Origin of the sequence: Thalassospira sp. TSL5-1, assembly GCF_001907695.1 — a bacterium.
Classification (GTDB): Bacteria; Pseudomonadota; Alphaproteobacteria; order Rhodospirillales; family Thalassospiraceae; genus Thalassospira.
Genome location: NZ_KV880639.1, coordinates 164,203 through 177,085, shown reverse-complemented (window position 1 = coordinate 177,085; position 12,883 = coordinate 164,203). Strand labels below are relative to the sequence as shown.

General features: G+C 52.3%; 12 protein-coding genes. 6 read left to right on the top strand and 6 right to left on the bottom strand.

The features are described 5' to 3' along the window. Positions 1-192 precede the first annotated feature (192 nt). Complete coding sequence (locus LF95_RS17685) at positions 193-1,731, top strand: S41 family peptidase (protein ID WP_252509820.1); 1,539 nt, start codon at positions 193-195, stop codon at positions 1,729-1,731. A 98-nt stretch (positions 1,732-1,829) separates the two neighbouring features. Here the strand turns inward: LF95_RS17685 and LF95_RS17680 are convergent, their stop codons facing one another. The 3 genes from LF95_RS17680 to LF95_RS17670 form a co-directional block, all read right to left on the bottom strand. Further along, positions 1,830-2,699, bottom strand: coding sequence for an NAD(P)-dependent oxidoreductase (locus LF95_RS17680; protein WP_073956693.1), 870 nt, complete (start codon positions 2,697-2,699; stop codon positions 1,830-1,832). Between the two features lie 237 nt (positions 2,700-2,936). Continuing rightward, complete coding sequence (gene ppk2 / locus LF95_RS17675) at positions 2,937-4,106, bottom strand: polyphosphate kinase 2 (protein ID WP_252509819.1); 1,170 nt, start codon at positions 4,104-4,106, stop codon at positions 2,937-2,939. Positions 4,107-4,209: 103 nt separating this feature from the next. Beyond that, a complete protein-coding gene (locus LF95_RS17670; protein ID WP_073956500.1) occupies positions 4,210-4,548 on the bottom strand; it encodes a DUF1127 domain-containing protein in 339 nt (112 codons plus the stop codon). Between the two features lie 193 nt (positions 4,549-4,741). Between LF95_RS17670 and LF95_RS17665 the strand changes: the two genes are divergently transcribed. Beyond that, complete coding sequence (locus tag LF95_RS17665) at positions 4,742-5,701, top strand: transcriptional regulator GcvA (protein WP_073956499.1); 960 nt, start codon at positions 4,742-4,744, stop codon at positions 5,699-5,701. A gap of 27 nt (positions 5,702-5,728) precedes the next feature. On the opposite strand, the gene LF95_RS17660 is transcribed toward LF95_RS17665, so the two are convergent. Next, the gene (locus LF95_RS17660; RefSeq protein ID WP_252509818.1) at positions 5,729-6,172 is read right to left on the bottom strand and encodes a DUF1489 family protein; all 444 of its coding nucleotides are present in this window, start codon (positions 6,170-6,172) and stop codon (positions 5,729-5,731) included. A gap of 178 nt (positions 6,173-6,350) precedes the next feature. On the opposite strand from LF95_RS17660, the gene LF95_RS23565 reads away from it, so the two are divergent. Genes LF95_RS23565 through LF95_RS17645 form a run of 3 tightly spaced genes read left to right on the top strand, consistent with a single transcriptional unit; the run spans position 6,351 to position 8,826 of the window. Beyond that, entirely contained in the window at positions 6,351-6,644 is a 294-nt protein-coding gene (locus LF95_RS23565) for a DUF2849 domain-containing protein (protein ID WP_073956497.1), read from the top strand. A 12-nt stretch (positions 6,645-6,656) separates the two neighbouring features. Then, a complete protein-coding gene (locus LF95_RS17650) occupies positions 6,657-8,312 on the top strand; it encodes a nitrite/sulfite reductase (protein ID WP_073956496.1) in 1,656 nt (551 codons plus the stop codon). Continuing rightward, positions 8,299-8,826, top strand: a complete 528-nt coding sequence (locus tag LF95_RS17645) for a DUF934 domain-containing protein (RefSeq protein WP_073956495.1) — start codon at positions 8,299-8,301, stop codon at positions 8,824-8,826. The genes LF95_RS17650 and LF95_RS17645 overlap by 14 nt, the downstream gene beginning before the upstream one ends. A gap of 363 nt (positions 8,827-9,189) precedes the next feature. Here LF95_RS17645 and LF95_RS17640 read toward each other — a convergent pair whose 3' ends face one another. Continuing rightward, the gene (locus LF95_RS17640; protein ID WP_073956494.1) at positions 9,190-9,573 is read right to left on the bottom strand and encodes a hypothetical protein; all 384 of its coding nucleotides are present in this window, start codon (positions 9,571-9,573) and stop codon (positions 9,190-9,192) included. 615 nt (positions 9,574-10,188) lie between these two features. Here LF95_RS17640 and LF95_RS17635 point away from each other — a divergent pair. Next, positions 10,189-11,853 carry a methyl-accepting chemotaxis protein gene (locus tag LF95_RS17635; protein WP_073956493.1) on the top strand — a complete coding sequence of 555 codons (1,665 nt, stop codon included), beginning with the start codon at positions 10,189-10,191 and terminating at the stop codon, positions 11,851-11,853. Positions 11,854-11,959: 106 nt separating this feature from the next. On the opposite strand, the gene LF95_RS17630 is transcribed toward LF95_RS17635, so the two are convergent. Beyond that, complete coding sequence (locus LF95_RS17630) at positions 11,960-12,883, bottom strand: hydroxymethylglutaryl-CoA lyase (protein ID WP_073956492.1); 924 nt, start codon at positions 12,881-12,883, stop codon at positions 11,960-11,962.

The following is a 12,883-nucleotide window of genomic DNA, read 5'->3' as shown; positions in this document are numbered from 1 at the left end:
GTTAATTTACCGGACTGTATTTGCCAAGGCCGATTTATTTTTTGTTGTGGCAGGCCTATATATTGTCTTGCCGTAATTGGGATATATCTGTTCTTGAGATGAAGTCCCGGAAATTTTGCCTTTTGGGGCGCGTTTGTGCGGTAAAGAATATAACGCCTGATACTATGTAAACTTGATGACAAGGAGCCTGCGGTGCTGCGGAAGGGAATTTTACCAATTGTTTTCGGAATAATCATTGCCTTTGCCGGAACACGATTGGTGGCCTGTGCCGGACCCGTTTGGGCCGATCAGGACGAACAGCGTTTCCTCGATGCCTACCGTGGTTATGTTGATCCGAATGCCACCGATGATCAACTTGATCGGGCTGACAGCCTGTATGTTGAAGCCTTGCAGGTTTTGCGTGAAACCTATGTTTTTGATGTCGATACCAAAAAGTTTGTTGATGATTCCATCGCGGATTTGCCCAAGCTGGAACTAAAGGACAAGTCACCCGAAAATGTTGTCGGCGAGGTGCTGGATCATAGTTTGCACGACCTCGACCCGCATAGCGCCTATATGTCGGAAGATATGTTCAAGCGCCTGCAGGAAAGTACCGAAGGCAGCTTTGCCGGTGTCGGGATTGTTATCGCGCAGGACGAAGACAAACAAATTCGCATTGTTTCGCCGATTGACGACACTCCCGCTGCCCGTGCCGGTTTGCAACCCAATGATCGTATTACCTCGATTGACGATCACGAGATGAAAGGCCAGCCGATATCGGAAGCCGTGCGTTTGATGCGCGGACGGGTGGGAGAGCCGGTGCGCCTTGGTATTTTGCGTAAGGACAAAAATTTTGATGTCGTCATTCGCCGGGCCAAAATTGAGGTGCCGTCCGTTACCGCTGCGATCATTGATCATGACATTCCCTATATCCGGGTTTCCCGGTTTGATGCCAATACCCTGGAACAGACCCGGGATTATTTGAAAGAATTGACCAAAACCGTCGCCAATCCGCGCGGCATTATCGTTGATTTGCGGCGCAACCCGGGTGGATTGCTTGATTCGGCCGCCGACATTGCCGATCAGTTTTTGTCAAAAGGCCTGATCGTTGCCACCGAAGGCCGGGGCGAACGCAAAATGCGCACATATGAAGCCGATCGTGGCAGCTTTTTTGCCGGTGTTCCGATGGTGATCCTGCTGGATCGCGGGTCTGCTTCGGGGGCTGAATTGATGGCGGCGGCTTTGCGTGAAAATGGCCGTGGTATTATCATTGGCGAACGGTCGTTTGGCAAAGGCTCCATGCAGCGTATCATGCCGCTTTCGGGCGGTGGCGGTGTTAAAATCACCACAGGTTATTATACCACCCCGGAAGATCACATCGTTCAGGGCAATGGTGTTGTGCCCGACATCGAGGTGAAGCTGAAGGATGCCGAGGAGTTTGATCGCGAGATTGATCTTGCTCACGCCCTGCCGCCGCGCCGTCGTGACCCGCGCAAAACTATAACGTCGGTTGATGCGGATAAATGTGCCGCCTCTATTGAAATAGACCGTCTTGGTAAGGATGGCGTGAAGGCCGAGGATCAGGCCCCCAATCCGCAAACTGACGAGATTGCACCTGATGCCGGTGATCAGGCCCAAAACGGCGATGCCCCACATGACGAGGTTTTGGAATGTGCCGTTGGCTATTTCAATAACGGGATGCTGGCGCAATATCGCAGTCAGGTTGAACCGTTATTGCGTGCGGGCTTGTAATTACCTTCGTTGAAGGCCTGTTTGGGCCAGTTATAATGATGGTAATAAAAATGGCGGCATCTCAGGGTGCCGCCATTTTCAATAGATGCGTTGGAAAATCAGTCGTTTGCCAGAAGGTGGATCAGGCTGGATGTATCCCAGCGATTGCCGCCACGTCCCTGAACCTGAGCGTAGAACTGGTCAACAAGCGCCGTTACCGGCAGACGAGCACCATTGCGACCAGCTTCCTCCAGGCAAATGCCCAGATCCTTGCGCATCCAGTCCACGGCAAAACCAAAATCGAATTTGCCATCCACCATCGTCTGGCCGCGATTTTCCATTTGCCAGCTACCAGCAGCCCCTTTGGAAATCACATCAATGACCTTGGTCATATCAAGGCCGGCCTTGTTGCCAAAATTCATGGCTTCCGACAGCCCCTGAACCAGCCCGGCAATGCAAATCTGGTTGACCATTTTGGTCAACTGGCCGCTGCCGCTTTCGCCCAGTAACTGGCAGGAGCGGGCAAAGGCATCAATGACGGGGGATGCTTTGTCAAACGCCTCCTGATCGCCGCCACACATCACGGTCAAAACGCCGTTTTCGGCCCCGGCCTGCCCACCGGAAACCGGCGCATCAATAAAGGAAACGCCCTGTTTGACGGCGGTTTCATAAAGTTCGCGGGCAACATTTGCTGATGCGGTGGTGTTATCAATCAGGATGCTGCCAGCAGCCATGCCCGCTAATGCACCATTGGGGCCGGTGATGACACTGCGTAAATCATCATCATTGCCAACGCAGCAAAAAACAAAATCCGCGCCTTCGGCGGCCTTTGCCGGTGTTTCGGCAAAATTTCCGCCAAACTCTGCGGCCCATTTTTCGGCTTTGCTGGCGGTACGATTATAAACGGTAACACTGTGCCCGGCTTTTTGAAGATGTCCGGCCATCGGATATCCCATCACGCCAAGCCCGATAAATGCACATTTGGCCATGCGGCGGCCTCCCATTTTGTGGTTTTTCCTGTGCCTTATAAAGGCTGTGGGCGGCGGGCTTGTCAATTGGTGGCGCAAAACTTCGTCAGATCTGCGGGCCGGGAGGGGTTTGTACGGGCGAAGTCGCGAAAGGCGCGCGGGGAAAACATTGCGTTGTGTCGCGCGTGATTTTGGACGGTTTGCAAGGGCGGATGGCGCGTTTTGGGAAAGACCAAAACGCGCCAGATCGCGCCGCCGTTATTCGTCGATCCCCAGTTCCTGATCAACACTGCGAATGATGCGCGGATCGTATTGCAGCAGATCGGGCAGTTTGCCCTGATAGTCAAATTGCGACAGGAAATAACGAATGGCATTGATGCGAGCACGTTTTTTGTCGTCAGATTTGACAATCACCCACGGGCAGGCCTGGGTAGAGGTGGCGTAAAACATTTCTTCCTTGGCCTCGGTATATTCGTCCCACAGATTTTGCGAGGCCAAATCAACCGGGCTGAGTTTCCATTGTTTTAGCGGGTCTTCCTGGCGTTGGGCGAAACGACGTGCCTGTTCGTCCTTGCTGACGGAAAAATAGAATTTGGTCATTGAAATGTGGGAGCGCAGCAACATCCGTTCGAGCTCGGGAACGGATTGCAGAAATTCGCTAACTTCAAAACGGGTGCAAAAGCCCATCACCCGCTCCACCATTGCCCGGTTGTACCATGACCGGTCAAACAGCACGATTTCACCACCGGATGGCAGATGTTCCATATAACGCTGGAAATACCATTGGGTGACTTCGCGATCATTGGGTTTATCAAGCGCAACCACCCGCGCACCACGCGGATTGAGATGTTCGGTAAAGCGTTTGATGGTGCCGCCTTTGCCTGCTGCATCGCGGCCTTCAAAAATGATCAGGGCCTTGACCTTTTCACTTTTGACCCAGTTCTGAAATTTCAGAAGCTCGATATGCAGCGGGGCAATAAGTTCAAGATATTGTTTGGTCTTGATTTTTTTTAACGGTTCATCGGGGGTATCGGGTAGGTCGGCCGGAATGCTGACCTGTTTGTGAATGATATGGGTTGCCCGTTTGGCGACAGCGGCAGCCTCTTTTTCGGTTTTCATCGTGTCTTTGTGCGCCATTTCGACATCGTTTTGTCGTTTGGTGGCAGCATCGCTGGTATGTTTGTCTTTATTATGATGATGGTGATGATGCGTTCCATCGCCATCATCCACGCGCTCCATGGTCAGGCTTTCGGAATCCAGCAGCATATGGTCGCGGGTTTCACTATCAAGGCCCTGCAGGTCGGGATGGCGGTTGGCATGGCTGCGACTGTGCTGGGTTTTGTGAACCGCATCGTCAAGAACCGGGGTGTCGTCGTTTTTCTTGTCAGAGGTTGTTTTCTTTGAAGCCGGTTTCTGCTTTTTGGCCATGTCTGATCCTTTCCGGGGCAAGGCGGCGGGGATGGTCCACCGTCGAACGCAATTTCCAGAAAACAGGATACGTATTCTTTTCAATTGGTCGCAAGCAGACAGATCAATTTTTCAAATGAAAGTTCCAATGGGCCGGTTTTTCGGGAGTATGATGAAAGTCGCGCCGCGAAAGACCGATATCTGCCAATTGGCGGTCACTCAGGATGCGAACATCAAGGCGCTGTTTGCGGCGTGTCGTGAGGCGGTACGCAAGGGCGTCAAAGAAACGGTTGATGGCATCCAGAAAGCGGTTTGGCACCTGCGCTGCCATGTCATGCAGCCCAACGATGATGATGTTGCGTGTCCGGTTGCTGCTTTTTATGGAATTGGCCGGAAGCGTGCAGGGGACAGGCGTTTTAGGGCACAGTTCGCTAGTCTGGCTAATGGGGTTTGGAAAAGGCATCTTGGTCAACTCCGTCCCGTAATACGGGGATATGGCTGTTATCATGTGCGTTGCACAGAGTTTTTGTCCAGAAAATGCCCAATGACAAACCATATATTCTCGGTTTATATATTAGCCAGACTAATGGTTTTGCGGCAGGCCCTTGCCAGGACAAGGGCCCGTTTGGCCGCCAGTAATTTTTCTTGGGGGGCAAATGCGATTACCGCCATTGCAGGCCTTGCGTGCGTTTGATGCCGCCGCCCGGCATTTGAATTTTACCCGTGCTGCCGAGGAACTTTTTGTCACCCAGGGGGCGGTGAGCCAGCAGATCAGGCAGCTTGAGGAATATCTGGGGTTTCGCCTGTTTTTTCGCCTGCCACGCCGCTTGCAACTGACCGATGAAGGCGAGCGCCTGGCGCGTGCCACCAGCGAGGGGTTTACCCGCATTGCCAGCGAGATCGAAAGTCTGCTTGCCGTTGAGGAAGCTGGCGTGGTGACGGTAAGTGTGCTGCAGTCCTTTGCGGTAAAATGGCTGATCCCGCGACTGGGCTATTTTAGAAACGAGCATCCCGATATTGATGTGCGCATCCATGCTGATGACCGGCTGGTGGATTTTCGCCGTGAAGGTATTGATTTGGCGGTTCGCTTCGGGCGCGGGCGCTACCCGAACCTGTATGTTGAACGATTGATGTGCGACGAGATTTTTCCGGTGTGCAGCCCGGAATATCTGGCTTCAAGCCCGCCTTTGCGCGAACCACGGGATATTGCCGCCCATCGATTGCTGCATGATGCCACATCCGATGATCATAAAACCAGTGCGGCGGATTGGCAGTTTTGGTTGGACGGTGTGGGCGTAACCGGCATTGATTTGCGCCGGGGCCTGCGGTTTAACAGTGGGGATATGGTTATTCAGGCGGCCCTGGTGGGGCAGGGTATTGGCGTTGCCCGTACATCGCTAGCTGCGCAAGATTTGAAGGCAGGGCTTCTGGTACGGCCCTTTTCGCAAAAAGTGGCCTCAAACTATGCCTACTATGTGACCTGCCCGGAAGAAAACCTGAATCGCCCGCGTGTGTTGGCTTTTATTCGCTGGCTGAAAAAGGAAGTGGCCATCACCCTGAAAGATATCGAGGAAAATCAGCCCGCGATTGCATTTGGGGCGCAGGATAGACGTTAGTTACAGCCCGTGCGAAAGGCGTTGGGCTTAAATCAGGCCCAAATCGCGCAGTTCCATTGCCATGTCTTCGGGCAGGGCATCATCCGTGCCACTGCTTTTGGCATCGGGCGGGGTTTTGTCCTCGGCCAGATAGCGCCAGCCCTGAAAGGCACGAAACGGGTAGGCCGCCGTTTCAATCAGGTCCGGGTCCAGCACGATGCGGCAATGTTTGATCCCGGCCTCGTCGGTGAATTCTTCCAGGTCAATCACGCGCTGACGGCAGCGAATTGCACCTTTGATCACCCAGTAAATAGAGCCACCCTCCAGAACGTCGTCGCGTCGTTTCGGAGTCATGCGGGTGGTGTGATAAATGCGGCCATAAGTCTGGCGCATATATTCCTGCCACTGGCGCAGTGTTTCCGGGCTTTCGGTGCCGACACTCAATTTGATCAGGTTCTGGGGCATGGGTGCAATCTGTTGATGGGGCTTCATGTGCACTAGCCGAGGGAATGCGGAGCGTCAAGGTTGCTATTATTAACATTAAAAATTTGTTATTCATGGTATTTAACAAAAAAACTTGACAAATATAATGCAATAGGCCAAATTCTACACAATAAAAGCCCGGTTCCGCGCGGGCACCCATGAGAGATTTACTGTCTGAGAGAACCCAATGTCCTTGCAAGTTGTTACGGCAAACCGGCTTGATGATGGCCTCGCGGTGTTTATGACCGCTGATGAGGGCTGGAGCACCGACATCCGACAGGCTGTTTGCGCCGAGGATGCAGAGCAGGCCGAAGCCCTGCTGGCGCGGGCAAACACCGAAAAACAGCAAATTACGGTTGTTGGACCGTATTTGATTGATGTTGCCCATGAGGATGGTGTGCTGGCACCAACCAAATACCGCGAAGTTCTGCGGACTTTGGGGCCAAGCGTTCGGACTGATCTTGGTTATCAGGCGGGATAAGGAGGATACATTATGTATCGTTATGATGATTTTGACCGCCAGCTTGTTGCGGAACGTACCGCACAGTTTCGCGACCAGGTAGCCCGCCGTTTGTCCGGTGAGTTGACCGAAGACCAGTTCAAGCCGCTGCGTTTGATGAATGGTGTTTATTTGCAGCTTCATGCCTATATGCTGCGCATTGCCGTGCCCTATGGTACCATGAATGGCGACCAGATGCGCAAGCTGGGTTATATCGCGCGGACTTATGACAAGGGTTATGGGCATTTTACCACGCGCCAGAACATCCAGTTCAACTGGCCGAAGCTGAATGAAATTCCCGATGCGCTTGATGATCTGGCGACGGTGGAGATGCACGCCATTCAGACGTCTGGCAATTGTATTCGTAACACGACGACTGATCAGTATGCCGGTGCCGCGGCTGACGAGATCGAAGATCCGCGCCCCTATTGCGAACTGATCCGTCAGTGGTCCACCTTCCACCCGGAATTTACCTATCTGCCGCGCAAATTCAAAATTGCCGTGACCGGGTCGCCCAATGACCGTGCTGCCGTTCGAGTGCACGATATTGGCCTGCGGATGCACAAAAATGACGCCGGTGAAATCGGGTTCGAGGTGATTGTCGGCGGTGGTCTTGGCCGCACACCTTTTGTGGGTAAAACCATTCGCGATTTTATTGGCAAGAATGACCTGTTCTCGTATCTGGAAGCCATTTTGCGGGTGTATAACCGCTTTGGCCGCCGGGATAACAAATACAAGGCGCGTATCAAAATTCTGGTTCACGAGGTGGGTGTTAAGGAAATCAGCCGCCTGGTGGAAGAGGAATGGGCGAAAATCAAAGACGGTTCGCTGCGTGTTGGCGATGATGAGATTGCGCAATATGTTGCACAATTCGCCCCGCCTGCCTTTGAAGAATTGCAGGATAATGACCCGGAATTTGAACGCCGCAAGCAGGCCCACCCGGATTTTGCCGCCTGGGTGCGTTCCAATGTGATTGCGCATAAGCAGCCCGGTTATGCCATTGCCAATATTTCGCTAAAACCGATTGGCGGTATTCCCGGTGATGCTACAGCCGATCAGATGGAACTGGTGGGTGACCTTGCCGATCAGTACAGCTTTGGTGATGTGCGTGTAACTCACGAACAAAACCTTGTTTTGCCACATGTTAAAAAGGCTCAACTTTTTGCCTTGTGGGCGGAACTGAAAAATGCGGGTCTGGCAACGGCCAATCTCGGTTTTGTGACCGATATTATTGCCTGCCCGGGGCTGGATTATTGCGCGCTGGCAACAGCACGTTCCATTCCGTTGTCGCAGCGTATTTCCGAACGTTTTGGCGACCTTGACCGCCAGTATGATATTGGCGAGCTCAAGATCAAGATTTCGGGCTGCATTAATGCCTGCGGTCATCACCATGTCGGGCATATCGGTATTCTGGGCCTCGATAAGCGCGGCAAGGAGTTTTACCAGATCACGCTGGGTGGTGACGCCAGCCAGGATGCCTCGATTGGTAAAATCGCCGGGGCCGGTTTCTCGGAAGCCGAAGTGGTCGATGCCATTGAATCGCTGATTACGCGCTATATCGACATTCGCACTGTGGGCGAACGTTTCATTGATACCTATCGCCGTGTTGGCATGGACCCGTTCAAGGAGGTGCTTTATGGCGATCGTTAAAAATGACACCGTGATTGATAATGAATGGGTCACGCTTGATGACGAGGCGCAGGTTCCGGAAGGCGGCGAGAACATTCTGGTCAGCCTGAATCGCTTTAACGCGGAACGTGATGCCCTGATTGCGCGTAATGGCAGGTTGGGTGTTCTGCTGGTGCCCGGTGATGCACCTGAGGAACTGGCTGATCATGTCAACCGTCTATCGTTGATTGCGGTGAAATTTCCGGCCTACACGGATGGACGTGGATATTCTTATGCACGTATTTTGCGCGAACGTTATCGTTATCAGGGCGAGTTGCGTGCTGTTGGCGATGTGCTGCGTGATCAGATTCTGAATATGCACCGTTGCGGCTTTGATGCTTATGATCTGGCCGATATGCCCGATAAGGCGCTTGAAAAGGTGCGGGCTGCTTTGCGGGATATGACGGTTTATTATCAGCCAACTGGTGATGGCCGGGCGACCGCGGGTTCCCTGCGGGAACGGCGGCGGGCGGTTCTTGATTCTGGCGGCTCTTGACGTCGTTTGCAAAATGAATGTGGTTGCAAAAGGGTGCCCTATTTTCTGAGGCACCCTTTTTTTACCTGGTATCAAGGTATACTGGGTCTGTTTGTGTCCTTTTGGCGTGCTGAAGGGCGACTCGTCGCAGGTTGCTAAGGAAGAAAGGTAGCTTCTGACCGCAGTGTTTATACCTTTTGGTTCTTTTTTGTCCCAGCCCTCTCTCTCAGGAATAGGAGGCTAGCTATTCTTGCGGACGAGAATGTCGCGTAATTTTTGCTCCCTGGTGTGGGGAGGTTTGATGCTGGCGATGAAATCGGACAGAATTGATCACATCACTGTTACAGGCGATGCTGCGCGGTGGCTTAAGGATATTTCGGCAGGTTATAATGTTGCAGCCCGCATTAGGAATTGGAGGTTTCTAATAGCATCTTTCCGTTCGGCGGTTTCCTGTGCCTCTGTCATTTGGTAGCCAAGCGAGATAATCTGGGAAATTTGTTGGGTGGTCCAATCCGGATTGTGTTTTTGGCGAAAATTTTCAAGCTCTTCGATGATGTTTTTCAAAAGGTCCGGATCAAGTGTGAGAGGGGACCTTTCCGCGTTACTCGATGTCATATTGCCTTTTCCCGTCAACAGCCATGTGCCGTCTATTCCGTTTTCGACAAGCATGGTCAACGATGTGGCGCGTGGTTCGTTTTTGTCCAGCTCATATCTTTCCCATGACTTTCGTGTCAATCCGGCCAGCTCGGCAGCTTGAGATGTTGTCATTCCCAAGTATTTCCGGGCAGTTCTGATGCGGGCGCTTAGGCAGCTTTTCATATGGGTTAAGCTCGATCACTATTATATTCTGGTTTATTTTTGAACCATTTCTGATCGGGTGTTTTCTTTTTCTGCTTGAAAAAGGGTATTTTGTGTACCATTGTGGCTGCTGTCCGATATGAGGATGTGTACCCGGCGATTGGGGGACAAAATGGCCGGGGTATGAAGTTGACAGAAATATTTAGAGGTTGGAGCTCTCGGTTAAGGGGTCTGATTAGGAATACATCTTCGCTTTCTTTGGCGCTCGGGGTTTGCTCAAGCAATGTGAGTTATGCCAAGAGTGAGTGCTCAAATTAATATTTCAAGTGGTGCGTTATGCTGTGCTGCTGAATTTTTGACTCAGTCAAGGATGATTATTCCATATTTGATGATACCTCGTGATTGAATATGAGTCACGTTCCAGAATGTTTTCCAGGCTTGGCGTTTCATGGGCTAACACTTTGTAACGCCTTAGATTCATTTTGGTTTCCCTCTTTTTCTGTCGTCCGTTGATGAGGAATGATTGCGCGACTTTCCGATTTTACCATTGCGAGATAGTCGGCATGATCAAGGGGGACTCAAAAGGTGGATTTTCTTAAAAAGATCGCTGTACCGCAAAAGGTATTTGGTGGTTTCGCCGTTGTACTTTTGCTGTTGCTGGTGGTGGCGGCCATTGGTGTTGTGTCGTTGCGTTCTGCCGATGATAATTTTTCCCGTTATCGCCAGATTTCTTTGCAATCGCTTCAGGCCGGGCGTGTGCAGGCCAATTTGCTTGAAGCCCGTGTTGCTACCTATCAGTACATGACAAATGGGTCTGCCGATGCCATTGCGCGCGGAAAAGATCGTTTGGAAGGTACTGACAAATATAACGAACAGCTTTTATCCCTCTTGATCCGGCCAGACCGCGTTGCGGTTGGTAATCGGAACGATGACCTGATCGAACAATATAAAGAAGCTTTCAGGGACCTGGTTGCGGCTCAATCCCAGGCCGAGCGGGACCAGATTTTTAAACAGAAGCTGGAGCCGCTGGGCCCGAAGCTTGCGGAAGACCTGGAAAAGCTGAAGCTTGATATCAAAGCCGAGCAGGACGAACTTGGTCCAAGGGCGGATAAAGCCATCGGCGAAGCAGTTATATCGATGATCATTGTTGCCGTTATTGCACTGCTGGTGGGGGGCTTGGCTGCATGGATTATTGGCACCGGTATTTCAAAACCAATTAGCCAGATTACCCATGCAATGCGTGATCTTGCGGGCGGCAACAAGACCATTCGCATTCCGGGACAGGAACGCGGAGACGAAATTGGTGAAATGTCCAAGGCCGTGCTGGTTTTCCAGGAAAACATGATAAAAGCAGACGAAATGGCAGAGTATGAGAAAGAACAGGTTCGCTTAAGGCAGGCGCGTGCTGACTTGATCGAACGTTTGACCAAAGAGTTTGATCAGGACGTTGCTGATGTTCTGAACGGTTTTGCTTCGGCGGCAACGGAGATGCAGGTAACGGCACAGTCGATGACGGCAACGGCAGAACAAACCAGTCGGCAATCTACTGCCGTGGCAGCGGCAGCCGATGAGGCCTCGACGAACGTGCAAACGGTTGCCAGCGCCACCGAACAACTGAGTTCTTCTATTGATGAAATTAGTGGGCGGGTGAGTCATTCTGCCCAAATCGCATCAAAAGCGACGGAAGATGCAACCCGAACCAATGCGCAGGTGGAAGGTCTGGCCGAGGCGGCACTTCGCATTGGTGAGGTGGTTAATCTGATTAACGACATTGCCAACCAGACCAACCTGTTGGCACTGAATGCGACCATCGAGGCTGCGCGCGCCGGTGAGGCAGGCAAGGGTTTTGCCGTGGTGGCGGCTGAAGTGAAAAATCTGGCATCGGCCACCGCACGGGCGACGGACGAAATTACCAGCCAGATCAGTGCGATCCAGAATGAAACCCGAAGTGCGGTTTCGGCCATTCAGGGCATTGGGACAACCATTTCAGAACTCAACGAGATTGCCGCAAGCATTGCCAGTGCTGTTGAGCAGCAAGGGGCCGCAACAGGAGAAATCACCCGCAATATCCAGCAGGCTTCACAGGGAACCAATGATGTCTCGCACAATATTTACGGTGTGACGGAAGCGGCATCAAGCACCGGAGCAGCAGCCCAGCAGGTTCTTTCTGCGTCCGGCGAACTTTCCCAGCAGTCCGAAGTTTTGCGGGGTCGGGTGGATCAGTTTCTTGAGGCCGTGAGAACGGCCTGAGATCGTTCCGGGATGCCCTAACTTCAAATCGGTAAAGTATTTTCACCCCTCTGCCAGCCTGGCAGCGGGGTGTCTTTGTTTTGGGGCCCTTTTATGCCCATTGTCATCACATCATATGGGCGGAAATTGCCAATTGCGCCTTCGATGCTGATGGCCGACCCACGCGGCTGCAAATCCAGTGGCCGGTTTCCACCAGTTTTTCAAGGTTTATGCCGCTTTCAATTCCCAGCCCGTTTAGCATATAGACAACGTCTTCGGTGGCGACATTGCCGCTGGCCCCCTGGGCGTAGGGGCAGCCGCCCAAACCGGCAACCGAACTGTCAATTGTGGCAATGCCCATCTGCATAACCGCCAACAGGTTTGCCAGTGCCTGACCGTAGGTATCGTGAAAATGTGCCGCCAACTTATCGACCGGTACATGTTCGGCCACAGCAGCAATCATGTTTTGCGCTTTTATCGGCGTTCCGGTGCCAATGGTGTCACCCAGGCTGACTTCATAACAGCCCATTTTAAAAAGCTCGTTGGCAACACTGGCAACTTTGTCCGGGGCAATATCGCCTTCATACGGGCAGCCCAGTACACAGGAAACATATCCCCGCACGGCAATATTGTTTTTGCGTGCAGCCGTCATGACAGGACGAAAACGTTTCAGGCTTTCCTCAATCGAACAATTGATATTCTTTTGCGAGAAACTTTCCGAAGCAGAGCCAAAAATCGCCACTTCGGTTGCGCCTGCGGCAATGGCGGCTTCAAGGCCTTTAATATTCGGCGTCAGCACTGGATAGGTGATACCATCACGACGTTCAATACCCGTCATGACGTCGGTAGCATCGCCCATTTGCGGCACCCATTTGGGGCTGACAAAGGCCGAAGCCTCGATCACGGAAAGGCCGGCTGCGCCCAGGCGATGGATCAACTCGATTTTGGTGGCAGTGGAAACCATCGCCTTTTCATTTTGCAGGCCATCACGGGGGCCGACTTCAACGATCTTTACCTGTTTAGGCAGCGTTCCCAGCGTGCGGCGTGGCAT

Bases quoted from the DNA above. Each gene is read 5' to 3' on its own strand.
- LF95_RS17680 (WP_073956693.1), bottom strand. From the start codon at position 2,699: ATGGCCAAATGTGCATTTATCGGGCTTGGCGTGATGGGATATCCGATG.
- ppk2 (WP_252509819.1), bottom strand. From the start codon at position 4,106: ATGGCCAAAAAGCAGAAACCGGCTTCAAAGAAAACAACCTCTGACAAG.
- LF95_RS17670 (WP_073956500.1), bottom strand. From the start codon at position 4,548: ATGCCTTTTCCAAACCCCATTAGCCAGACTAGCGAACTGTGCCCTAAA.
- LF95_RS17665 (WP_073956499.1), top strand. From the start codon at position 4,742: ATGCGATTACCGCCATTGCAGGCCTTGCGTGCGTTTGATGCCGCCGCC.
- LF95_RS17660 (WP_252509818.1), bottom strand. From the start codon at position 6,172: ATGAAGCCCCATCAACAGATTGCACCCATGCCCCAGAACCTGATCAAA.
- LF95_RS23565 (WP_073956497.1), top strand. From the start codon at position 6,351: ATGTCCTTGCAAGTTGTTACGGCAAACCGGCTTGATGATGGCCTCGCG.
- LF95_RS17650 (WP_073956496.1), top strand. From the start codon at position 6,657: ATGTATCGTTATGATGATTTTGACCGCCAGCTTGTTGCGGAACGTACC.
- LF95_RS17645 (WP_073956495.1), top strand. From the start codon at position 8,299: ATGGCGATCGTTAAAAATGACACCGTGATTGATAATGAATGGGTCACG.
- LF95_RS17640 (WP_073956494.1), bottom strand. From the start codon at position 9,573: ATGACAACATCTCAAGCTGCCGAGCTGGCCGGATTGACACGAAAGTCA.
- LF95_RS17630 (WP_073956492.1), bottom strand. From the start codon at position 12,883: ATGCCACGCCGCACGCTGGGAACGCTGCCTAAACAGGTAAAGATCGTT.